Consider the following 20,928-nt stretch of genomic DNA (forward strand, 5'->3'; position numbering starts at 1 on the left):
GTAATGTCAAATTGACATTATACTGTAGTTGGCATTACAATTGAATACATATATTTGAACATAAAAAAATAATTATGGCATTAGAAATCACAGATGCAAACTTTGAGGAGCTTGTATTAAAATCAGATAAACCCGTATTAGTGGATTTTTGGGCAGAATGGTGTGGCCCTTGTCGCATGGTTGGTCCAGTAGTAGAAGAAATCGCTAAAGAATATGATGGTAAAGCTATCGTTGGAAAAGTGAATGTAGATAACAACCCTCAAATTTCGATGCAGTTTGGTATCCGTAACATTCCAGCTTTGTTATATTTTAAAGATGGTCAAGTTGTTGATAAACAAGTTGGTGCAGTTCCAAAATCAGTATTAGCTGAAAAATTAAATAAGCAATTAGCTTAACCAAACTTAATTAGAACAGCAAAGCCAATTGGCTTGTAACATATTTAAAACCCGAGTCTGTTTACAGGATTCGGGTTTTTTATTGCAAAAATATTTTTGTTTCTTTATTAAAAATTCCTAATCATGTCTATAAACCTATTAACTAACAAAACATTAGGGTTGATATTGGCAGGTTTTTCGCTGAGCGTTCTAAACATTGCTTCTGTTTCAGCCCAAAATCCTGTAGAAACCAATCAACCTTCTGCTGATTATAAACCCGCTTTCGAGGGGCAAACTCGAATTGCTGGTGTAAAAACAAATACTTCATTAGAAATTTCTATACTAAACGAAAAATTAGATCGTCCTTGGGCAATTTCTGTGCTTCCCACGGGAGGATTTTTAATCACACAAAAAGGCGGTACAATGGTTGTTTTAACCGCTACTGGGAAATTAAGCAAAACAATAACTGGCTTGCCAAAAGTTGATGATTCTGGACAAGGTGGATTGTTGGATGTAACTATAGACCCAAATTTTGCTAAAAACAGAATGGTTTATTGGGCTTATTCAGAACCTCAAGATAAAGGTGTTTTACTCGCCATTGCAAAAGGAAAACTTTCTATTGATGAAACTAAAATAGATAATCAAACTATAATTTATCGTGCAACACCGTCTTATGGAGGCAAATTGCAATATGGTTCAAGAATCGTTTTTGATAAAAATGGCGATTTATTCGTAAGTACTGGCGAACGTTCTGGTGGCGATATCCGAATCCAAGCACAATATTTAAATTCTTCGCTGGGCAAAATTCTTCACCTTACAACAGATGGAAAAGCTGTAGCAAACGGACCTTTCGCTAAGAATGTCGATGCTAGACCAGAAATTTATGCTTACGGATTACGCAATCCCGATGGCTTAGCAATAAACCCACAAACTGGCGACTTATGGGAGGCTGAATTTGGGCCAAAAGGGGGTGATGAGGTTAATATAATTAAACCAGGTAGAAACTACGGTTGGCCAATTATAACTTACGGAACTGAATATAGCGGTAAAAAAGTTGGAGATGGCATTCAGCAAAAGGAAGGAATGGAGCAACCTGTTTATTTTTGGAATCCAAGTATATCTCCAGGTTGTATTGCTTTCTACAATAGCAATAGCATTCCAGAATGGAAAGGCAATTTGTTTGTTGGCGGTTTGGGCGGTTCGCACATCATTCGCTTAGTAATTAAAAACAACACGGTTGTTGGCGAAGAAAGACTACTAGAAGGTAAGGGCGAACGTTTCCGTGATATGGTAGAAAAAGATGGAGCACTTTACTCTGTTACAGATAATGGCAAGCTTTTCAAGATTGCTAAAAAATAAATTTTGTTGGTAAAATCCAAGCCTCGCAGGTTTTTAAAACCTGCGAGGCTTTTTTACGACTAATTTTTGGTCTCGAATTGGACGTTGCTTGTATTTCAAATGTTCCTACGGAACGTAAATCAACTTAAACGTTTTTTTTCTACCCATCAAATGTCCCGATTGGACATGCGGTAATCTAACTATTATTACAGTACTTCCCATGGTGGCGCTTGCTGGGTAACATGCTATGTTAGAAATATTTCCGTTCCTTCGGAACGTTTGATCGCAGCTTGAATTTCAAATCCAAATCTCACAGGCTCTTAAAACATGCGAGGTTTCTACGACTAACTTTTGGTGCAGAATCCTGTGTTGTTTATATATCAAACGTTCCTACGGAACGTAAATGAACCTAAACGTTTTTTTTCTACCCATCAAATGTCCCGATGGGACATGCGGTAATCTAACTATTATTACAGTACTTCCCATGGTGGCGCTTGCTGGGTAACATGCTATGTTAGAAATATTTCCGTTCCTTCGGAACGTTTGATCGCAGCTTGCATTTCAAATCCAAATCTCACAGGCCCTTAAAACATGCGAGGTTTCTACGACTAACTTTTGGTGCAGAATCCTGTGTTGTTTATATATCAAACGTTCCTACGGAACGTAAATGAACCTAAACGTTTTTTTCTACCCATCAAATGTTCCAATGGGGCATGGGCTAAGCTAATTACTATTGCAGTACGTCCCATCGGGACGTTTGCTGGGTAACACCATGCTATATTAGAAATATTTTCGTTCCTTCGGAATGTTTGATCGCAGTTTGCTTTCAAATCCAAGCCTCTTAGGTTTTTTATGCTCTATTTTTGGTTTGCAAAAATTGGACGTTACTTATATTTCAAACGTTACTACGGAAGGTAACTGAATTTATGTCTTTTTTTTCTACCCCCATCAAAAGTCGCGATGAGATATTGGCTAAGCTAATTGTTATTACAGTACGTCCCATCGGGACGTTTGCTGGGTAACATCATGCTGTATTAGAAATATTTTCGTTCCTTCGGAACGTTTGATTGCAATCTGCATTTCAAATCCAAGTCTCGCAGTTTCTAAAACCTACGAGGTTTCTAGCTTGAGTAACGTGAATAGAATCAGTGTACTGGCCACCTAAACCCGACCCTAGCGAGATGCCGATTTTTCATCGGCAGAAGCGTGGGCGGGACTGCTTTAGCCTAATTTCTCTGCCATTGCTTTCCAAATAATGCGCAATAAAATTTATTTAAAATGCTTCTTCCATCCACTTATTTACTAGAATCTTTTTGTTAGCTTTACCATATGCAGGTGGTGAACTACGAAAATGAAACGAGTTACGGTAACTTAGAATTACTTGCGCAACAAGTTGTAGAAGGTTTTATTACTGGGTTGCATAAAAGCCCCTTTCATGGGTTTTCGGTAGAATTTGCTGAACATCGACAATATAATATTGGCGATAACGTAAAAAATATCGATTGGAAATTATACGCAAAAACCGATAAACTTTACAGCAAAAGATTTGAAGAAGAAACCAATTTAAGGTGTCAATTTGTAATTGATGTTTCCTCATCGATGTATTTCCCTGAACCAAAAAATAATAAACTTTCCTTTTCTATCCAGGCCACGGCTTCTTTGATGTATCTTTTGAAAAAGCAACGCGATGCTTTCGGATTGAGTTTGTTTACCGATGAAATTTTATTGAATTCGCCCGCTAAATCTACCACCGTTCACCAAAAATATTTATTTACACAACTAGATGAGCTGCTTCAAAAGCCAAAGGTAAATGCCAAAACCAATTTAAGTGAAGCCTTGCATCAAGTGGCCGAGCTGATTCACAAGCGATCTTTAGTTGTAATTTTTAGCGATTTATTCAATACGCAAACGAGCTCTGAAAAAACAGATGAACTTTTTGATGCCCTGCAACATTTAAAGTTTAATAAGCACGAGGTGGTGGTTTTCAATGTTGTTGATCAATCGAAAGAGGTAGAATTTAATTATGAAAACCGACCTTATCAGTTTATCGATATGGAAACTGGCGAAACCATAAAAGTACATACCAATCAAGTTAAAGAAAATTATATAAAAGCTGTTTCTAATTACCGACAGCAAATTGCTTTAAAATGTGCACAATATAAAATTGATTTAATTGACGCGGATATTAACGAAGGTTTTTATCCAATTCTGCAAGCTTACTTAATTAAAAGACAAAAATTAGGTTAGAGAATCTTGTTTGATTAACCTATGACAAACAACTCGCATTACGCGTTGTTAGATAAAAAAGATTTCATTTTTAAACTCCACAATATGTTAGAAAAGGGCGCAACAGCACCAGATTTTGAATTGAATGCAACTCCAGACCAAAAAATAAAACTTAAAGATTTTAAAGGTAAAAATGTAATTCTCGCTTTCTATCCTGCAGATTGGAGTCCTGTTTGTAGCGATCAAATGGCACTTTATAACGAAATGCTGAAGTATTTTGGTAAATATGATGCGCAGATTTTTGGTATTTCTGTTGATAGTGTTTGGTGCCACTTGGCTTTTGAACAAGATAGAAAACTTCATTTCCCTTTATTGGCAGATTTTGAACCTAAAGGAAAAGTATCTAAAACTTATGGTGTTTATGATGATGAGGTTGGTGAAAGCAAAAGAGCCCTTTTTGTAATTGACAAAGAAGGGAAAATTGCGTGGAGTTATTTATCGCCAACAGCGGTTAACCCTGGGGCAGATGGAATTTTAGACGCATTAGAAGAACTTAGTAAAAAATAATCCTATTTATATGAGCACATTAAAACCAACAGTATCCGAAATAGATCATGTTCAAGGTGGCAACTCGGCATCAATAGAGATTGTTGAATTTGGAGATTACCAGTGTCCATATTGTGGAAACGCTTATCCAATTTTGAAAGAGATAGAAGAAACATTTGGCGATCAGATTAAATTTGTTTTTAGAAATTTCCCTTTGCAAGAATCTCATGAATTTGCTTTTAGGGCGGCGCTTTCTGCAGAGTCTGCAGGTTTACAAGGCAAGTTTTGGGAAATGCACGATGCGCTTTATGAAAATCAATATCGCTTGGCTGATGATTTATTCGAAGAACTTGCTGAAACTATTGGCTTAGATTTAGAAAAATTTAAATCCGATTCAGAATTAGACTCTACAAAAGAAAAAGTAGAAAACGATTTTGAAAGTGGAATCCGTAGTGGTGTAAACGGAACTCCATCATTCTATGTAAACGGAACAAAATTCGATGGAGAAGCTACTGATTTGTATCAAATGCTAAAAGAAAGTACCGAATAATTTATTCAGCAAATGGCGCCATTTGTCCGCAGGAACATGCACAATTGGCGTCGTTTATGTTGAATTTTTTCAAAAAATATTGGTAGAAACCAATCCTATCTTTCATTGCAGTGTTGTTATCGCCATTATTGCATTCTAGTTTTCCGTTTATAATATTGATTGTCATTCCAAAGCCCGATTTATAATTTTTTTGAGCATCGCTAGATGTCGGAATCCATTTTCCAGTAATTACATCGTGAGCAGAAGGTTTTAAGCTTTGTGGTGTCATCCAAAAATAAATAGCAGTTTCGAATGCTAGTACTGCATTAGAACTAACCAAATCCGGATTATTCAATAGTGTTTTTTTATTGCCAAAAATACAATCAGAAGCAAAACCATAATTGCCGTTATAACTCAGTTGCAAAGGTCCGCGGCCAAAATATTTCTTTCCAACTGTAGCAGGATAAACTACATTTTGAGTAATGTAATCTGCATTTTTATTGGATTCTGTAATCAACATTAAACCATCATCAAATTTGTTATTTACACCGTTTCGGGTTTCATGAGCCATGTGTGCGAACAATGCGGCCAATTCCTTTTTATTAATTGTTGGGTTTTCATTAGTGCAAAAACTGCCATAATCTATGTCTAAAGTGGTGTAGGGTTTTGTCTTTGCCCAAGTTTCATTCCAATCTTTATCTTGCCTAACGGTTGTTGCTTTATTGGTTCTTTTATCCGTCCGAGTGATTTTGTAAATCCAGTCTCCACGCTTTTCAATTTTTATTTTAATGAAAGACATTTCCGAAACTGCTTTGGAAAAAGCTGAATAGGTATAAAACTTATTCCGTAGAGGGAAGCAAGAATTAAAATCTTTTTCAGAAATTACCGGCTTAGATCCTACATTTTCAGTTTTACAATTAAAGCCGAAGCAAGAAAAGGCCACAACAATTACAATAAGAACTCTTAAGCTAAAATTTATTCTTGTCATAATTAGTAAACGAATTTTTAGTGGAGAAAGTTTGTTATTTGCTATTACAATGCGTGAAGATAAAAAAAACCTCATGTATTTTGCAATACATGAGGTATCAGATAAGGGTAACCGGAAAACTAAAAAACTAATTATGAGTTTTTAGAATTTAACAAAACGGAAATCGCTTCTTGTGTTTTGTTATTTCAAAGGTGCGTTTCATTTATGAAGTTTTAGTGAAGAAAACTTCACCCTACATTTTGATGACGGAATACTTTTACGATGGATAAAACAATTAGGCCATTCATTGTATTATTAAAGTAATTGATCTTTATGATTAATTATTTAAACAAAATTTCCATGAGTAAAAATGTTGCAGAACAATTGGTAGAAATGCTAATTGAAGTTGGTGTAAAAAGAATTTATGCTGTTACAGGCGATAGCCTCAATTATTTTAATGATGCGGTTAGGCGAAATGGAAAAATAAAGTGGATTCACGTTCGGAATGAAGAAGTTGGAGCCTTTGCAGCTGCAGCGGAAGCTGAGCTAGATGGAATTGCTTGTTGCGCGGGAAGCTGTGGCCCAGGTCATGTTCATTTAATTAACGGTTTATATGATGCGCACCGATCTCATGTTCCGGTTATTGCAATCGCTTCTACCATACCAACAGGCGAGTTTGGAATGGATTTTTTCCAGGAAACCAATACTATAAAACTTTTCGATGATTGTAGTTACTACAATCAAATTGCGACTACTGCAGAACAGGTTCCGAGAATGTTTCAAACGGCTATTCAGCATGCCATCCACAAAAAGGGAGTTGCTGTGTTTGGTTTGCCTGGTGATGTTGCCCAATTGGACGCTGTAGAAAGTGTAACTTCTATGCAACTCTTTAGAAACAAGCCAGTAATCCGTCCTTCTGATTATGAATTGACAGCATTATCTGCTTTGCTAAATCGTGAAAAGAAAATAATGCTTTATTGCGGAATTGGTGCTGTTGATGCGCACGATGAAGTAGTTGAGCTTGCAGCTAAATTAAATGCTCCTGTAGGTTTTTCTTTCAGAGGAAAAATGGGTATTCAATATGATAACCCATATGAGGTTGGAATGACAGGTTTACTGGGTCAGCCATCAGGATATCATGCCATGCATGAGGCTGATGTTGTTGTGCTTTTGGGCACCGATTTTCCATATGTGAACTTTATGCCTGAAAAAAATAAAATCATTCAGATTGATGAAAGTCCGGAGCGTTTGGGCAGAAGAGCAAAACTGACGATGGGTCTTTGTGGCGATGTGGCCGATTCGATTAAAGCACTTTTGCCTTTATTGGATCAAAAGGTAGATGATCACTTCCTCAAATCTCAGTTGGAATTTTATAAAAAAGTGAAAGAAAATCAGCAGGTTTATATTGAAGATCAGGGATCGGAAAATAAAATCCAGCCAGAATTTGTTGCTGATACCATAAATCGATTGGCTAATAGAGATGCAATCTTTACCGTTGATACAGGCATGTGCTGTGTTTGGGGAGCTCGTTTTATTGATGGAACTGGAGAGCGCAAAATGCTGGGATCATTTAATCATGGTTCCATGGCCAATGCAATGCCGATGGCAATTGGTGCGGCTTTGGCCCATCCAGAAAAACAGGTAATCGCACTTTGTGGAGATGGAGGTTTATCTATGCTTTTAGGCGATTTGGCTACCATTAAACAATATAATTTACCGATAAAGCTTATCGTTTTTAACAATAGAGCTTTAGGTATGGTAAAATTGGAAATGGAGGTTGATGGTTTGCCCGATAATGAAACCGATATGATTAACCCTGATTTTGCATTGGTGGCTCAAGCCATGGGATTTAAAGGCCTTACAGTTTCAAAACCAGAAGAGGTAGAAAGTGCAATTGCTAATGCCTTTGCTGAAAATGGACCTATTTTGTTAAACATTATGACCAATCCAAATGCCTTAGCAATGCCTCCAAAAATAGAATGGGCTCAAATTAAAGGGATGACAGAATCTATGACCAAATTAATGCTGGGTGGTAAAATGAGCGAAGTTTTCGATACCATAAAATCGAATTACAAACATTTAGGGGAGGTGTTATAAAGTCTTTCTACCCGCCTAACATTTACCACCCCTTCACCCCTCATAAAATAGGAGGGGAATTGTAAGTGCTGAGGGAAATTTCATGTTTAATTTTTTATTGTAAGTGGTTTTAAACAAGCCGTTTAAATAATGCTTTAACAATTTCAATATGCAATGTCCAGCTCCCCTCCTTACTTTCAAGGAGGGGTATGGGGGTGGTTTCCTTTTTCGTAACAAATCTTATTTACAAATTTCCCCTTAATTCTTGTTCACGCTCTAAGGATTCAAACAAGGCTTTAAAGTTCCCTGCACCGAAACTTTGAGCACCTTTCCGTTGAATAATTTCAAAAAACAGAGTTGGTCTATCTTCTACAGGTTTGGTAAATATTTGAAGCAAATAACCTTCTTCATCGCAATCAACTAAAATGCCCAAGCTTTCCAGTAAAGAAATCTCTTCATCAATTTTTCCTACACGCTGAGGCATCATATCGTAATAAGCTTCGGGTGGTGCGCTTAAAAACTCTACTCCACGAGATTTAAGTTCCTTTACTGTGGCTACAATATCTTTAGTGGCAACTGCAATATGCTGAACACCTTCACCCTCGTAATATTCAAGATATTCTTCAATCTGCGATTTCTTTTTACCCTCGGCAGGTTCATTAATCGGGAATTTCGAAAAGCCATTTCCATTGCTCATCACCTTACTCATCAAAGCAGAATATTCGGTATTGATCTGTTTATCATCAAATGAAAGAATATTAACAAAACCCATTACATCCTCGTACCATTTTACTGCATCATTCATGCGGTTCCAACCCACGTTGCCCACGCAGTGATCGATGTATAGAAGGCCTGCATCGGCAGGGTTGTAATCACTTTCTAGAGCTCTATATCCGGGCATAAAAGTTCCAGTATAATTTTTTCGCTCGATAAACATGTGAATGGTTTCGCCATAAGTGTAAATCCCACTCATTTTAACCTCACCATGTTCATCTGTTAAGGTTTTTGGCTCCATGTAAGATTTTGCCCCACGTTTGGTGGTTTCTTCGTAAGCGCTATAAGCATCATCAACCCAAAGAGCTAAAACCTTTACACCATCGCCGTGTTTTTTTACGTGCTCTGTAATGGGATGGTCTGACTTTAGTGCTGTGGTTAAAATCAATCTTATTTTTCCTTGTTGCAATACGTAAGAAGCTCTATCTCTAACTCCAGTTTCTGGTCCGGCATAAGCCAAACTTTGAAAGCCAAATGCTGTTTTATAATAATGTGCAGCTTGCTTAGCGTTGCCTACATAAAATTCTATATAATCGGTTCCGTTAATTGGCAGAAAATCTTGTGCCTTTGATATCTTTTCTGCGAATGTTAATGTTTCCATTTTAGTGTTGTTTTAGGTTAACCAATGTTTAGTTTACTTTGGTTAACAACTTTCTTGTTAAATCCTATTATCTTATTTTACTCTATGTTAATCTGCCAGCTTTTATGATAATTTTCATCCTCAATATCCAAAGCATCCTGCGTAAGCATTAAGGGTTTAAATGGATCAATCATCACAGCCAGTTCATCTGTTTTTTCCTTTCCGATAGATTTTTCTACCGTACCAGGATGTGGGCCATGCGGTATTCCCCCTGGGTGAAGTGTAATTTGTCCTTTAACCACACTTTTGCGACTCATAAAATCTCCGTCAACATAATATAAAACCTCATCACTATCTACATTACTGTGATTATAGGGCGCTGGGATAGAATCTGGATGATAGTCGTATTTGCGGGGAACAAATGAACAAACCACAAAGTTATGTCCTTCAAAAGTTTGGTGTACCGGTGGTGGCTGATGTAAGCGACCAGTTATTGGCTCAAAATCGTGAATTGAAAATGCGTATGGATAATGGTAGCCGTCCCAACCAACATAATCAAAAGGATGTGTTCCGTAGGTGTATGGGTAAATTAATCCCTGCTTTTTAATTAAAACTTTAAAATCACCATATTCATCATGCGTTTGCAGATTTTCAGGCAAACGTAAATCACGTTCGCAATATGGAGAATGTTCCATTAACTGACCATACTGATTCAAATATCTCTTTGGTGGTCTTAGCGGACTAAAACTTTCTACAATAAAATGCCGATTATCTTCAGTATCAAATTCTATTTGATAAATCGTTCCTCTGGGGATAATCAAGTAATCGCCATAAGAAAATTTAATTTCTCCGAAGCCAGTTTTTAACTTGCCAGAACCTTCGTGAATGAAGATCATTTCATCTGCCTGACTATTTTTATAAAAATAATCAGTCATTGATTTTTTTGGCGCAGCCAAAATAATATGCAAATCGCTATTAACCAAAACGGGTTTACGACTTTTTAGAAAATCATCTTCTGGTTTAATTTTAAAACCAATTAAACTGGTATGTTTTAAATGTTTTTCTCTTGCAATTATGGGCTCTACACTATAAGGTTCGCCCAAATGTTTTACAATGGTTGGCGGATGGCAATGATAAACCAGCGAGTATAAACTGGAAAATCCTTCGGTTGATACCAATTCTTCGGCATAAAGCTTACCATCAGGTTTGCGGAAAACTGTATGACGTTTTGCAGGTATTTGCCCTAATTTGTGATAAATAGGCATAACATATTTTAATTACGGTTAGAAAATTCTAAAGAATAAACAATCAAAACGGCAAGGCGTTTCAATTAAAAAGAAAAGGCAAGAAATTATAGAGAATATTGAGCCATGATCAGCTTGGACAGCATCTTGTAGCGACGAGCAGCGATTGCATCGTTAACTAAATTGATATGTAATGCTTTTAAGATCATGGTTATAACGCCACTAAAGTAAGTATTTTATTGATAAGTTTAAATTTTAATTATCTTTAATACCAAACCTATTGTAATTATTTATGAAAATATTTTTAACGTTTTTACTCAGTTTAAGTATCTGTTTTACTTGTATAGCACAAAATAGAGCTAAGTATAAAATCAAGATTGTAGAAAAAAGTGGTAAAGTTAGTCGTGGTAATTTTTATATGGCCGCAGATGATGGATTGACAATTATTAAATTTAACCGTGATACCGTTAAACTTAAAGCAGAAAACATTAGTGCACTTTACATTTCTAGAAAAGGTGTTATTGGGCCATTAATGATCGTTGGTGGCTTAGCTTTTGTGGTATGGTCTGCAAGTAACAATAATGCCCTAGAATCTGCTGTTATTCTTCTTGTTGGTGCGCCAATAGGGGTATCTGGGGGATTACTGGTCGGCCAATTATTAGCCAATAAAAAATACTACAAAAAGTTAGAGGCAAAGGATTTCCCCTTGATAAAGGAAAATCTGCAGAAATATACTCAGATAAAATAAAAGCTTATACCTTTTAAATCGTATTTCAAAATTACTAGCTTTACGCCGTATTTTAACCAAATCTATATGAAATTAGTATCCTATAAAACCGAAGATAGAGAGCACTTGGGTATATTTGTTAATGGTCATATTTATAATCTAAACAGTTGTGATAAGTTGATTCCTGATAATATGAAGGAATTTTTAGAGGGAGCTGACGTTTTAATTGAGCGAGCTAAAAAGATAGATGATCAGATAAAAGAAGGAAGTTTAGAAGCTAAGGAAGAGATTTTTTATGAGGTTTTAGCACCCGTTCCACACCCAACAAGCTGTAGAGATGGTTATGCTTTTAGGCAACATGTTGCAGCCGCTCGTCGCAACAGAAAGGTTGATATGATTGCGGAGTTTGATCAATACCCAATTTTTTATTTTACCAATCATAATGCCATTCAAGGCCCAGGTGAAATTGAGTGCATGCCAGATCATTTTGAAAAATTGGATTTTGAATTGGAAATCGCAGTCGTAATTGGTAAAAAAGGAAGAAACATTAAAGCTTCGGAAGCCGATGAATACATTGCTGGTTTTATGGTAATGAACGATATGAGTGCCCGCACCCTCCAAATGGAAGAAATGATTTTGAATCTCGGTCCTGCAAAGGGGAAAGATTTTTCGACAGTTATTGGTCCGTGGTTGGTTACGCCAGATGAATTGCAACAATATAAAGTTCCTGCGAAAGATGGTCATGTAGGTAATGCTTACGATTTAAAAATGACCTGCCGCGTTAATGGAATAGAAGTTTCTAAGGGTAATACGGCTGATATGGATTGGACCTTTGCCGAAATTATAGAGCGTTGCGCTTACGGTGTAGATATTTTGCCTGGCGATGTAATTGGTTCAGGTACAGTAGGTACAGGCTGTTTCTTAGAGTTAAACGGAACAGGTCTTCTCAATAATCCAGATTATAAAGTGCAGTGGTTGCAACCTGGAGATGTGGTAGAAATGGAAATCACAGGATTGGGTGCTTTAAGTAATACAATTAAAAAGGCGGATACAGATTTTTCGATTTTAGCATTGAAGAAATCTTAATATGAAGTCCCATCTCGGCCTGTTAATTGCTTTCTTGATTTTTTCAGTTATATCATTTATCGGCTGTAAAGAAACCTTTACCTGGTTTTTAGAATGTATACCTGCATTTATCGGTGTCTTAGTACTTTTACTAACGTACAATAAATTTAAGTTTAGCAACTTCACTTACACCGTAATCTTTATCCACTGTTTAGTGCTGATTATTGGTGGGCATTACACTTATGCTGAAGTTCCATTATTTAATTGGATAAAAGAAACTTTCCATCAATCGAGAAACAATTACGATAAGGTTGGACATTTTATTCAAGGCTTTGGGCCAGCATTAATCATCAGAGAGATATTTGTCCGAAAAAATGTCGTAAACGGGAAAAAGTGGTTAAGTTTTATAATTATTTCAATTGCTTTAGCTATTAGCGCATTTTATGAGTTAGTCGAATGGTTTGTTTCTGTAAATAGTGGAGAATCAGGCGATGCCTTTTTAGGTACTCAAGGCTATATATGGGATACGCAATCTGATATGTTAACCGCATTAATCGGTGCAATGACTGCAGTTTTTCTATTCTACAAAATTCAGGATAATTCAATCGAAAATTTAAGTTAAAATGTTGACTCTAAAAACTGAGGATTTATCTCCCGTTCAATTACAGGATTATTTACAATATGCAATTGCGCCAAGGCCTATCTGTTTTGCCTCTACGATAGATAATGATGGCAATATTAATTTAAGTCCATTCAGTTTCTTCAATATGTTTAGCACTAAACCGCCAATTTGCATTTTTTCTCCTGCAAGGCGTGTGCGAGACAATACAACAAAGCATACTTTGGAAAACGTTTTGCAAGTTAAAGAATGTGTAATCAATATTGTTAATTACGATATGGTGCAACAAATGAGCTTGGCAAGTACAGAATATGCAAAAGGTATAAACGAATTTGAAAAGGCTGGTTTTACGATGTTAAAGTCTGATTTAGTTGCTCCACCAAGAGTAGCAGAGGCGCCAGTTCCAGTTTGAATGTGTTATTAACGATGTAATTTCTTTGGGCGATAATCACGGCGCAGGAAACCTTATCTTGGCAGAAATAAAGCTTATTCACATTAATGAAGATGTTTTAGACGAACAAGGAAAAATTGATCAAAAGAAAATTGATTTGGTTGCTCGTTTGGGTGGAGATTGGTATTGCAGAGTAACTGAAAATAATTTATTTAAAGTTGCAAAGCCACTAGCAAAATTAGGAATTGGTGTAGATCGGTTGCCATATGCTGTTCGATATTCGAAAGTATTAACAGGGAATGATTTGGGGATGCTGGGAAATGTAGAGCTTTTACCAAATGAAGAAGAAATTGATTTAGTTAATCAGTTGGCAGAAGTTAAAGAAGTATTGGATGCAACCATTGGTGATGCAACCAATAGAGAAAGAGAACTTCATGAATTGGCCAAAAGCATGCTTAAAGATGGAAAAGTTGAGCTTGCTTTAAAAGTTGTTTTGCTTTAAATTTAGGATAACTAAATCTGTTTTTATGCACACCATAGTTGGAGTAGATCAATACATTGCAAATTCTGCCGAATTTGCAATTCCAATTTTAGAACATTTAAGAAATTTGGTCCATCGGGCAGATGCCAGAATTGAAGAAAAAATTAAATGGAGTATGCCTTTCTTCGATTTTAAGGGTACAGTTTGCCACATGGCTGCGTTTAAAAATCATTGTGCTTTTGGTTTCTGGAAAGCATCTTTAATGGATGACGAATTTAAAATTTTTAAAGAGCGTAATGAATCAATGGGTTGGTTGGGCAAAATTAAATCTTTTAAAGATCTTCCTCCTGATGAAATTTTAATCGCCTACATTCAACAAGCTATTGAGCTAAATGAAAGGGGAATTAAGTTGCCAGCGAAGAAAAAAATAAAGAAACTAAAGAATTTGTTGTGCCAGAATATTTTTTGGATGCATTAAAACAAGACCCTGAAGCAATGGCTACTTTTCAAAATTTTAGCGTTTCGAATAAAAAGGAATATGTTTTTTGGTTAGAAGAGGCCAAAACTGAAGCAACAAAGTTAAAGCGATTAGAAACATCAATAGACTGGCTCGCAGAAGGAAAAACCAGAATGTGGAAGTACAAAAAGTAGCGGTTAAAGTATCGTTACAATCTTCATAAAGCGACTTTTATAATAGTCGTTAAAATCGGTTATAGTTACGCCATGAGCCTTGCCAGAAGTGGAGTGGATAAACTTAATGCCATCACTGTCAATCGAATAAATAATCCCAACGTGGCCAATTTTTCTTACTCGTGGGTTTGTTCCCGTAAAGATTAAAACGTCGCCAACTTTTGCATTTTCTAAATTAGTTTCCTTACCAGTCGAGCTAAATTCTACTGAAGAACGAGGAACTTTGAAACCAAAATTGCTAAATACGTAACTCACAAAACCCGAACAATCAAAGCCAACTTTTGGATTGCTAGTTGCGTAACGATAGGGGATTCCTAACATACTTTTGGCAAAATCGATAAGGCTAGTAGAGTTTGTAGTTGACTCTTTTTGAGTTAAATTTGCTGTTTTAGGCAAATTTGCAGTCAGTTTTTTTACCAGTTCTTGGTATTGAGCAGGAAGAATTGTTTGTGCTTTTCCTGTGCTTGCAAATAAAATGAAAAATGAAAATATTACTAATGCTTTCTTCATATGGGAATTCCAAATATATAAAAAATAATTAAACTCCATTAAAGACTTGTAATGAGCTTAAACAAAAATGCCCCAACTTAGAGCTGAGGCATAAAAAAAATGTAAAATTATTTCTTAAATGTTTGGGAACATGGTTTGGGCTTTTTCACCTATTAATGGCATTGGCTTTTTTTGCCCATTAATTGCGCCAATCAAACCAATAATCCAAACGATAAACAGTGCTAGGTATAACACACTAAATACATAGCTTAGAGCAACTGATGGAATAATAAAGAGAATTATGTTTCCTGCAATTCCTGCGATTATATATATAATGTTAATCAAAAGAGATTGCTTTAATTGATAACTTCCAAGCTCTGTTTTATTGTCCTTGTGCATAGCGAAATATGCAATTAACCAGCCAATAATTGTGAAGTAACTTACAATTCCGGCAGTTTTGCCATTGTCAGTTGTTGTGATGTTTTTGTTTGTTTCCATATATTAAAATTTAGTTTTTGGTGGATTTTAAAATAGGGAAACTGATGCGAAGTAATAAAAAATATTTTAGATTAAGAAATTTAAATTTTTTTAGTATTTAAAGCACGTTTAAATGCCTGGGAATAAGGTTTGTGCTTTTTCTCCAACTAATGGAATTGGTTTTTTCTCACCGTTGATTGCGCCAATCAAACCGATAATCCAAACAATTAGTAATGCCAATTGAACCAGATTTACCAAATAGAAAATCGCATAAAAGCCAGTGGAAACAACTATGAGCCCGAAAATAAAGCTTAAACCCCAACTAATTACGGTTACCACAATGTGGAACAATAATGTTTGTCTTAATTGGTATCTACTCAGATCAGTTTTATTGTCTTTGTACATTGCAAAGTAGGCAATTAGCCAACCGATAAACCAAAAGTAACTTACAATTGAAGCAGTTTTACCATCGTCTGTTGGTTTAGGATTTGGGTTTGGATTGAAGGGGTTTTGGGGTTCCATAGTTCTGATTTTTTTAATTTATTGATGATCAATATTCTAAGTAAAGAATAATTTATTGATAATCCATAAATAAAATCCGACTATGGAGTGGTTACTGCAACTGGTAAGATTTTGCCGTTAAAAAATTTACTGCCTGTTTTAGCAAAATCAGCAATATATTTTCCCATTTCAAAAGCCATAATCGGACTTTGATAACCGGGAAATGCAGCCTCCAACATTTCAGTTTGAGCAGAACCTAAGGCTAAGCAATTAATTTTAATTCCTGTGTCAGCCAATTCAAAAGCCAAGCATTCTGTTAAGGTGTGTAATGCAGCTTTACTTGCTGAATATGCAACTAAACCAGGGAATTTAACGCTACCTTGAAAGCCACCCATACTGCCAATGTTCACAATATGGCTTCCCGCTTGCATTAATGGCAAAGTATTTTGAATCATCTTAAAATGAGAAATCACATTGCTTTGCAACATTTCGCCTAAATCATTTTCAGTAGTTTCTAAAAACGGTTTGTTAATTAAAGAGCCCGCATTGTTGATCAAAATATCTATGGTACCCAAACGCTCTTTCAAAAAAGGAATCAATGCTGCATAATCATCATTTACTAGATCAAATTCTACAGGTAAAAGCGTACAATCAGGGTTTATGCCTTTTGCAATTTCTAAAAGTTTACGAAGTTTATCAGCTGAACGGGCAATTGCAACGATTTTATTATCGTTTTGTAAGCTAAATTCTAACGCAGTTTCAAAACCTATTCCACTACTTGCGCCGGTAATTATAATGTTCATTATTTTATTCAGTAATTTTTAATCCTTATAATGGATTTATAAGTTCGACATTGCTAATTATTTTATAAAAATCGGCTATGTTGTTTGTAATTAATTTTCCGTTAACCACTTGTGCCGTAGCATAGACGATGGCATCAGGCAATTTGATTTTATTTAATTTTCTTAATTTTATCGTTGCATCAACAATTTCTTCCGTTAATGGAACAACGTATAAAGAGTCGATAAGTTCAAGAATAAAATTTTCTTCATCCTTATTTTTAAATGCAAATCCCAATAATTCCATTTTAGAAATTACGGAAATGGAATAATTAGCATTTTCAAAAAATACCTTCTCTGGGGCTAATAATTTTTTGGAGAGATAAATGATGATATTGGTATCAAAGATTACGTTCCCACTCATCTCTTAAATCTTTTTGCCATTCAGATGGATTTTTAATGTCGGTGAACAAATTATTACCTTCCGTTGTATCTAATATTTTCTTAAGCTTAGTATAGGAGCCTTTTGGTTCTTCTACCATCTCAACGTTAGTTTTTTTGATGTCAACATCTTCAACAAAAGATAATGCCTTTAGCATTTTCTCTAAAAGAACAGCATTTTGTTCATTATCTACTTGTACCGTGATGGTTGTCATAAAGTAAAGTTAATAAATTTAATCTTCCATAACCAATTGGCTCACCGGATTTTTAATTACATATAAACCATCATTAATCAACTTTGTATGATCCAATTCTTTCCCTGCTTTAATTTCTAAATGAATTAAAATTTCCTTTTCCAATTGATGAAACCGTTTTTTATGAAATACAATTTCAAGAATTTCTAAAGCACAAAGCCAATCTTGTCTGAATTTAGTTTTGAGTTCAGCAAAAATTTCCGGTAATTTTTCCAAGCTTTCTGCAGTTTCCCGAATCGTTCTCACCGATTTATATAAGCTATGAAGCTTCAATGTTTTCTCATCATAAATAATTTGATGTGTTTTCTCTCCACTAATCAAAGTTATTTCCTCATAAGCATCCTTATCGGCAGCACCATTATAAACAGAAATAATTTTTTCGCCAACGGCCATATCGTAATCTCCCCATTCGGGTTTAAACAAAATATTGCCATTGCTTTCCGTTACCGTACAATCATTAAAAGCAATTAAAATAACTTTTTCATTTTCAATTATAATGTTTTTTACTACACCAATAACCTTTATTCCGCTCTCAAATACAAGTTCGGTTTTAGAATCCAATGTTAGGTTCAAGGCTTTCAAATCTTCTTTCCCAAAATCTTCTAGCGCTTTAACCGAATCCTTTAAAAGACCAACAGGAGATGAAAAACCGTCGGCATGATAATCTTTTCCATGTCCATCGAGTTGTTTTCCATTAAAGGCCAAAGCAGAAAGGCCAGTAGTTTTTATAAAAGTGACTTCGTCCTTTGCATCTATACCAATGTCGGTAAAAACACCACTAACCTGAAGGCCAGAACTATAAACAGCTGTTGCCACATTTTTACAGGCAATCGCCTTCATTATGCTCTCCGTTCCACCCTTTCTAAAAGCCATGGTATCTGCAAAAGCTTCTAAAACATCAATTAAATTTTGAAAAGTTTCCGTAACAAAAAGCTGAGGTTGTGGTTTCGTAATATCGTAAGGGTAGTTTACCGTGTAAATATTATACCAAAGCTTTTCTACATCACTTTGCATACAGGTTGCACTTTCTCCAATAGAAGAGAGTAATCCAGCACCGTAAATTTTAGGGTTTTCCAGTGTTCCAATCAATCCGTATTCTACTGTCCACCAGTGTAATCGGCCGAGCAAAGCCATTTCAGAAGGCTCACCCATATTGGCACTAATGTATTTTAAGTCTTTTTCGGCTTTTGCAATTTCCCTTTCGTTGGCATCGGCAGCTTCCTTTAAAATGGAAAGCTTTCTTATGGCTTCATAAAGCTCAAAATCTTTTGCAGAAAACATTGCTTTTGCGCCAATTGAACCGAAATAACTGAGGTAATTGTTGTAATCAGTATCTGCAATTATTGGTGCATGGCCAGCACTTTCATGAATAATATCTGGTGCAGGCGTATATTCTATGTGATTAATTTGCCTAATATCTGCAGCAATAACCAAAACACGATATGCTTGGTATTCCATAAATGCAGCAGGCGGAATAAAACCATCTACCGTAACTGCACCCCAACCAATTTTGCCTAAATTATCATTCATGGTTTGCAAATCGGGAATATATTCAATGCTTAAACCAGCTCTTTGCAAGCCTTTTATGTATGGATAATAGGCAACATTTTTAAGATAGCTGTAATTTTGTCGCATTACATATCGCCAAACCGCCTGATCAATCGGGGTATATTTTTCGTAATTCTGAGCTACAATAAATTGCTTCAAATGTCTGGGCAATTTCGCTACCTGCGCATTATTAAAATCACTCATAGGTATTATAAAAAGTTAGTCGATGGCTAAGTTAGGCGGTTAAATTTATCTAAGCAAGAAAGGCGTTATATAAATTAACAAGCAGGCGTAAATAAAGTTCTGTTGGTTAAATGAATATGTTTTTTGCAAATTTGAAAAGGTTATTTCAGCTTTTCATCGGAAAATCCTGTCGGGCTGTTTGCTAAATCTTTTTCGGAAGAAAAATCCTCAAAAGGATATCGCTTCCATCCCGTTTAATATTCAAATTACCTACTGCTATTTGGGGTTGCAAAGTGCTAATATTCAAACGTTCCGAAGGAACGAAATTAATGGGTATTTGTTTGGTTACCCAGCAATCGTCCCTAAGGGACGAATTAGAGCTTCTGTTAAGTAAGAGGTCATAGAAAGATTGGACAGTCGTGTTTTGAACAACCGATACCACTTGTAAAGCAAAGTCTTTATTGTTTTAAAGTAAATCGGGCTGTTCGCTAAATCTTTTTCGGAAGAAAAACCCTCAAAAGGATATCGCTTCTATCCCGTTTAATATTCAGTTTACCTATTGCTATTTGGGGTTGCAAAGTGCTAATATTCAAAAGTTCCGAAGGAACGAAATTAATGGGTATGTGTTTGGTTACCCAGCAGCCGTTCCTAAGGGACGAATTAGAACTTCTGTTAAGCAAAAGTCGTAGAAAGATTGGGAAATCGTGCTTTAAACAACAGATACCACTTGTAAAGCGAAGTCTTTGCTGTTTTTAAAGTAAGATGCCCTTTTTTGCTAAATCTTTTTCGGAAAAAAAAACCTCAAAAGGATATCGCTTCCATCCCGTTTAAATAGATGTTTGTGCTGTAAAATACAAAATTTGGGCAGTTTGCTATGAACCGAAAATAGTTGTAAAATTTTAGCCACCTAAACCCGACTAAATGGAAAACCCAAAGGTTGAGGAACGAAACCGAGGATTTGAAATGAGGGCGGGACTGAAGAAACCCAAATGCCACTGAACCTGCTTTTCAAAAAAATTAATGCTTTTTAACTTCTTTTTTGCCTCCAACCTTTTTAACGCTGAACGTAAAATAATGCTGATACAAGTAACTGAAAAGTGCCATTAAAACTGATACAACTATTCTTGAGAGCATTGCCAAAGTGGGATAATCTCTTAAAAGTTCTAACAAAAATTTTAATAAAACATAGTTAGCAAGTATATTAATGAATTGAAGGTTTAAAAAACGAAAAAATTGAACCCTTCCTTTTAGTTCGCTGTGGGTAAATATTACATACTTGTTTAGTAGGAAACTTGTTGGAATTGCAATACAATAATCTACCAATAATGATGCGGTTTCTCTTTGTAAAACAATTATTCCAAAATTTACCTCTTCTGTTTTAAAAATGAAAAAATAGGCAAAATAATAGCTTAAGATTCCTAATAATAAAGTTCCTCCTCCAGTTGCTAAATATCTAAAATTGTGAGGCGATATAAACTTTTTAAAAGGTGGATAAAAAAAATCTATAAAAGCTAAAATCGCTTGACGCATGGATAAATGATGTTGTTTAGCGCAAAGGTAGTTTTTTAAGACAAAAAAAGAGCCTTGATTTTTTATTTCAAGGCTCATATTAATAACAATAGGATATTT

At 35.5% G+C, this 20,928-nt stretch carries 24 protein-coding genes; 13 read left to right on the forward strand and 11 right to left on the reverse strand.

What is annotated here, in order from left to right:
* Nucleotides 1-74 precede the first annotated feature (74 nt).
* The 5 genes from trxA (at nucleotide 75) to H7U22_RS05175 (ending at nucleotide 5,034) form a co-directional block, all read left to right on the forward strand.
* Entirely contained in the window at nucleotides 75-395 is a 321-nt protein-coding gene (trxA, locus tag H7U22_RS05155; protein ID WP_109923776.1) for a thioredoxin, read from the forward strand.
* Nucleotides 396-518: 123 nt separating this feature from the next.
* Complete coding sequence (locus H7U22_RS05160) at nucleotides 519-1,733, forward strand: PQQ-dependent sugar dehydrogenase (protein WP_187070284.1); 1,215 nt, start codon at nucleotides 519-521, stop codon at nucleotides 1,731-1,733.
* A 1,308-nt stretch (nucleotides 1,734-3,041) separates the two neighbouring features.
* Entirely contained in the window at nucleotides 3,042-3,959 is a 918-nt protein-coding gene (locus H7U22_RS05165; protein WP_187070285.1) for a DUF58 domain-containing protein, read from the forward strand.
* 21 nt (nucleotides 3,960-3,980) lie between these two features.
* A complete protein-coding gene (locus H7U22_RS05170) occupies nucleotides 3,981-4,505 on the forward strand; it encodes a redoxin domain-containing protein (RefSeq protein WP_248284684.1) in 525 nt (174 codons plus the stop codon).
* Between the two features lie 10 nt (nucleotides 4,506-4,515).
* Nucleotides 4,516-5,034, forward strand: coding sequence for a DsbA family protein (locus H7U22_RS05175; RefSeq protein WP_187070286.1), 519 nt, complete (start codon nucleotides 4,516-4,518; stop codon nucleotides 5,032-5,034).
* Nucleotide 5,035: 1 nt separating this feature from the next.
* On the opposite strand, the gene H7U22_RS05180 is transcribed toward H7U22_RS05175, so the two are convergent.
* Complete coding sequence (locus H7U22_RS05180; RefSeq protein ID WP_187070287.1) at nucleotides 5,036-6,001, reverse strand: chitinase; 966 nt, start codon at nucleotides 5,999-6,001, stop codon at nucleotides 5,036-5,038.
* Between the two features lie 339 nt (nucleotides 6,002-6,340).
* Here H7U22_RS05180 and H7U22_RS05185 point away from each other — a divergent pair, with 339 nt between their 5' ends.
* The gene (locus tag H7U22_RS05185) at nucleotides 6,341-8,077 is read left to right on the forward strand and encodes a thiamine pyrophosphate-dependent enzyme (RefSeq protein WP_187070288.1); all 1,737 of its coding nucleotides are present in this window, start codon (nucleotides 6,341-6,343) and stop codon (nucleotides 8,075-8,077) included.
* A 223-nt stretch (nucleotides 8,078-8,300) separates the two neighbouring features.
* Here H7U22_RS05185 and hppD read toward each other — a convergent pair whose 3' ends face one another.
* Nucleotides 8,301-9,431 (reverse strand): 4-hydroxyphenylpyruvate dioxygenase, encoded by a 1,131-nt coding sequence (gene hppD, locus H7U22_RS05190; protein ID WP_187070289.1) that lies wholly within the window; start codon nucleotides 9,429-9,431, stop codon nucleotides 8,301-8,303.
* A 77-nt stretch (nucleotides 9,432-9,508) separates the two neighbouring features.
* Nucleotides 9,509-10,675, reverse strand: coding sequence for a homogentisate 1,2-dioxygenase (locus tag H7U22_RS05195; RefSeq protein WP_187070290.1), 1,167 nt, complete (start codon nucleotides 10,673-10,675; stop codon nucleotides 9,509-9,511).
* 271 nt (nucleotides 10,676-10,946) lie between these two features.
* Here H7U22_RS05195 and H7U22_RS05200 point away from each other — a divergent pair, with 271 nt between their 5' ends.
* From H7U22_RS05200 to H7U22_RS23025, 7 genes are all read left to right on the forward strand, one after another.
* On the forward strand, nucleotides 10,947-11,402 hold the full coding sequence (locus H7U22_RS05200; protein ID WP_187070291.1) for a hypothetical protein: 456 nt from the start codon (nucleotides 10,947-10,949) through the stop codon (nucleotides 11,400-11,402).
* A 66-nt stretch (nucleotides 11,403-11,468) separates the two neighbouring features.
* Complete coding sequence (locus H7U22_RS05205; RefSeq protein WP_187070292.1) at nucleotides 11,469-12,467, forward strand: fumarylacetoacetate hydrolase family protein; 999 nt, start codon at nucleotides 11,469-11,471, stop codon at nucleotides 12,465-12,467.
* 1 nt (nucleotide 12,468) lies between these two features.
* On the forward strand, nucleotides 12,469-13,068 hold the full coding sequence (locus H7U22_RS05210) for a DUF2238 domain-containing protein (RefSeq protein ID WP_187070293.1): 600 nt from the start codon (nucleotides 12,469-12,471) through the stop codon (nucleotides 13,066-13,068).
* Between the two features lies 1 nt (nucleotide 13,069).
* Nucleotides 13,070-13,477 (forward strand): flavin reductase family protein, encoded by a 408-nt coding sequence (locus H7U22_RS23385; protein ID WP_317172944.1) that lies wholly within the window; start codon nucleotides 13,070-13,072, stop codon nucleotides 13,475-13,477.
* A gap of 58 nt (nucleotides 13,478-13,535) precedes the next feature.
* Nucleotides 13,536-13,958, forward strand: a complete 423-nt coding sequence (locus H7U22_RS23390) for a hypothetical protein (protein ID WP_317172945.1) — start codon at nucleotides 13,536-13,538, stop codon at nucleotides 13,956-13,958.
* Nucleotides 13,959-13,983: 25 nt separating this feature from the next.
* Complete coding sequence (locus tag H7U22_RS05220; RefSeq protein WP_248284685.1) at nucleotides 13,984-14,415, forward strand: DUF1801 domain-containing protein; 432 nt, start codon at nucleotides 13,984-13,986, stop codon at nucleotides 14,413-14,415.
* A gap of 17 nt (nucleotides 14,416-14,432) precedes the next feature.
* On the forward strand, nucleotides 14,433-14,588 hold the full coding sequence (locus H7U22_RS23025; protein ID WP_248284686.1) for a YdeI/OmpD-associated family protein: 156 nt from the start codon (nucleotides 14,433-14,435) through the stop codon (nucleotides 14,586-14,588).
* Between the two features lie 3 nt (nucleotides 14,589-14,591).
* On the opposite strand, the gene H7U22_RS05225 is transcribed toward H7U22_RS23025, so the two are convergent.
* The 8 genes from H7U22_RS05225 to H7U22_RS05260 all read right to left on the reverse strand — a co-directional run bounded on the left by H7U22_RS05225 (nucleotide 14,592) and on the right by H7U22_RS05260 (nucleotide 20,907).
* On the reverse strand, nucleotides 14,592-15,137 hold the full coding sequence (locus H7U22_RS05225) for a C40 family peptidase (protein ID WP_187070294.1): 546 nt from the start codon (nucleotides 15,135-15,137) through the stop codon (nucleotides 14,592-14,594).
* A gap of 114 nt (nucleotides 15,138-15,251) precedes the next feature.
* Entirely contained in the window at nucleotides 15,252-15,614 is a 363-nt protein-coding gene (locus tag H7U22_RS05230; protein WP_187070295.1) for a hypothetical protein, read from the reverse strand.
* A 108-nt stretch (nucleotides 15,615-15,722) separates the two neighbouring features.
* On the reverse strand, nucleotides 15,723-16,115 hold the full coding sequence (locus H7U22_RS05235; RefSeq protein ID WP_187070296.1) for a hypothetical protein: 393 nt from the start codon (nucleotides 16,113-16,115) through the stop codon (nucleotides 15,723-15,725).
* Between the two features lie 80 nt (nucleotides 16,116-16,195).
* Nucleotides 16,196-16,897 carry an SDR family oxidoreductase gene (locus H7U22_RS05240; RefSeq protein WP_187070297.1) on the reverse strand — a complete coding sequence of 234 codons (702 nt, stop codon included), beginning with the start codon at nucleotides 16,895-16,897 and terminating at the stop codon, nucleotides 16,196-16,198.
* 25 nt (nucleotides 16,898-16,922) lie between these two features.
* Nucleotides 16,923-17,297, reverse strand: a complete 375-nt coding sequence (locus H7U22_RS05245) for a type II toxin-antitoxin system VapC family toxin (protein ID WP_187070298.1) — start codon at nucleotides 17,295-17,297, stop codon at nucleotides 16,923-16,925.
* On the reverse strand, nucleotides 17,275-17,529 hold the full coding sequence (locus tag H7U22_RS05250; RefSeq protein WP_187070299.1) for a hypothetical protein: 255 nt from the start codon (nucleotides 17,527-17,529) through the stop codon (nucleotides 17,275-17,277). The genes H7U22_RS05245 and H7U22_RS05250 overlap by 23 nt, the downstream gene beginning before the upstream one ends.
* Before the next feature lie 18 nt (nucleotides 17,530-17,547).
* Entirely contained in the window at nucleotides 17,548-19,320 is a 1,773-nt protein-coding gene (locus H7U22_RS05255; RefSeq protein ID WP_187070300.1) for an aromatic amino acid hydroxylase, read from the reverse strand.
* Between the two features lie 996 nt (nucleotides 19,321-20,316).
* Nucleotides 20,317-20,907 carry a GtrA family protein gene (locus H7U22_RS05260; protein WP_187070301.1) on the reverse strand — a complete coding sequence of 197 codons (591 nt, stop codon included), beginning with the start codon at nucleotides 20,905-20,907 and terminating at the stop codon, nucleotides 20,317-20,319.
* Nucleotides 20,908-20,928 lie beyond the last annotated feature (21 nt).

The sequence above is a fragment of the Pedobacter fastidiosus genome, assembly GCF_014306625.1.
Taxonomy (GTDB): Bacteria; Bacteroidota; Bacteroidia; order Sphingobacteriales; family Sphingobacteriaceae; genus Pedobacter; species Pedobacter fastidiosus.

Excerpts from the sequence above, each read along its gene's own strand:
- trxA (WP_109923776.1), top strand. The coding sequence starts at position 75 with ATGGCATTAGAAATCACAGATGCAAACTTTGAGGAGCTTGTATTAAAA.
- H7U22_RS05160 (WP_187070284.1), top strand. The coding sequence starts at position 519 with ATGTCTATAAACCTATTAACTAACAAAACATTAGGGTTGATATTGGCA.
- H7U22_RS05165 (WP_187070285.1), top strand. The coding sequence starts at position 3,042 with ATGCAGGTGGTGAACTACGAAAATGAAACGAGTTACGGTAACTTAGAA.
- H7U22_RS05170 (WP_248284684.1), top strand. The coding sequence starts at position 3,981 with ATGACAAACAACTCGCATTACGCGTTGTTAGATAAAAAAGATTTCATT.
- H7U22_RS05175 (WP_187070286.1), top strand. The coding sequence starts at position 4,516 with ATGAGCACATTAAAACCAACAGTATCCGAAATAGATCATGTTCAAGGT.
- H7U22_RS05180 (WP_187070287.1), bottom strand. The coding sequence starts at position 6,001 with ATGACAAGAATAAATTTTAGCTTAAGAGTTCTTATTGTAATTGTTGTG.
- H7U22_RS05185 (WP_187070288.1), top strand. The coding sequence starts at position 6,341 with ATGAGTAAAAATGTTGCAGAACAATTGGTAGAAATGCTAATTGAAGTT.
- hppD (WP_187070289.1), bottom strand. The coding sequence starts at position 9,431 with ATGGAAACATTAACATTCGCAGAAAAGATATCAAAGGCACAAGATTTT.
- H7U22_RS05195 (WP_187070290.1), bottom strand. The coding sequence starts at position 10,675 with ATGCCTATTTATCACAAATTAGGGCAAATACCTGCAAAACGTCATACA.
- H7U22_RS05200 (WP_187070291.1), top strand. The coding sequence starts at position 10,947 with ATGAAAATATTTTTAACGTTTTTACTCAGTTTAAGTATCTGTTTTACT.
- H7U22_RS05205 (WP_187070292.1), top strand. The coding sequence starts at position 11,469 with ATGAAATTAGTATCCTATAAAACCGAAGATAGAGAGCACTTGGGTATA.
- H7U22_RS05210 (WP_187070293.1), top strand. The coding sequence starts at position 12,469 with ATGAAGTCCCATCTCGGCCTGTTAATTGCTTTCTTGATTTTTTCAGTT.
- H7U22_RS23385 (WP_317172944.1), top strand. The coding sequence starts at position 13,070 with ATGTTGACTCTAAAAACTGAGGATTTATCTCCCGTTCAATTACAGGAT.
- H7U22_RS05220 (WP_248284685.1), top strand. The coding sequence starts at position 13,984 with ATGCACACCATAGTTGGAGTAGATCAATACATTGCAAATTCTGCCGAA.
- H7U22_RS23025 (WP_248284686.1), top strand. The coding sequence starts at position 14,433 with ATGGCTACTTTTCAAAATTTTAGCGTTTCGAATAAAAAGGAATATGTT.
- H7U22_RS05225 (WP_187070294.1), bottom strand. The coding sequence starts at position 15,137 with ATGAAGAAAGCATTAGTAATATTTTCATTTTTCATTTTATTTGCAAGC.
- H7U22_RS05230 (WP_187070295.1), bottom strand. The coding sequence starts at position 15,614 with ATGGAAACAAACAAAAACATCACAACAACTGACAATGGCAAAACTGCC.
- H7U22_RS05235 (WP_187070296.1), bottom strand. The coding sequence starts at position 16,115 with ATGGAACCCCAAAACCCCTTCAATCCAAACCCAAATCCTAAACCAACA.
- H7U22_RS05240 (WP_187070297.1), bottom strand. The coding sequence starts at position 16,897 with ATGAACATTATAATTACCGGCGCAAGTAGTGGAATAGGTTTTGAAACT.
- H7U22_RS05245 (WP_187070298.1), bottom strand. The coding sequence starts at position 17,297 with ATGAGTGGGAACGTAATCTTTGATACCAATATCATCATTTATCTCTCC.
- H7U22_RS05250 (WP_187070299.1), bottom strand. The coding sequence starts at position 17,529 with ATGACAACCATCACGGTACAAGTAGATAATGAACAAAATGCTGTTCTT.
- H7U22_RS05255 (WP_187070300.1), bottom strand. The coding sequence starts at position 19,320 with ATGAGTGATTTTAATAATGCGCAGGTAGCGAAATTGCCCAGACATTTG.
- H7U22_RS05260 (WP_187070301.1), bottom strand. The coding sequence starts at position 20,907 with ATGAGCCTTGAAATAAAAAATCAAGGCTCTTTTTTTGTCTTAAAAAAC.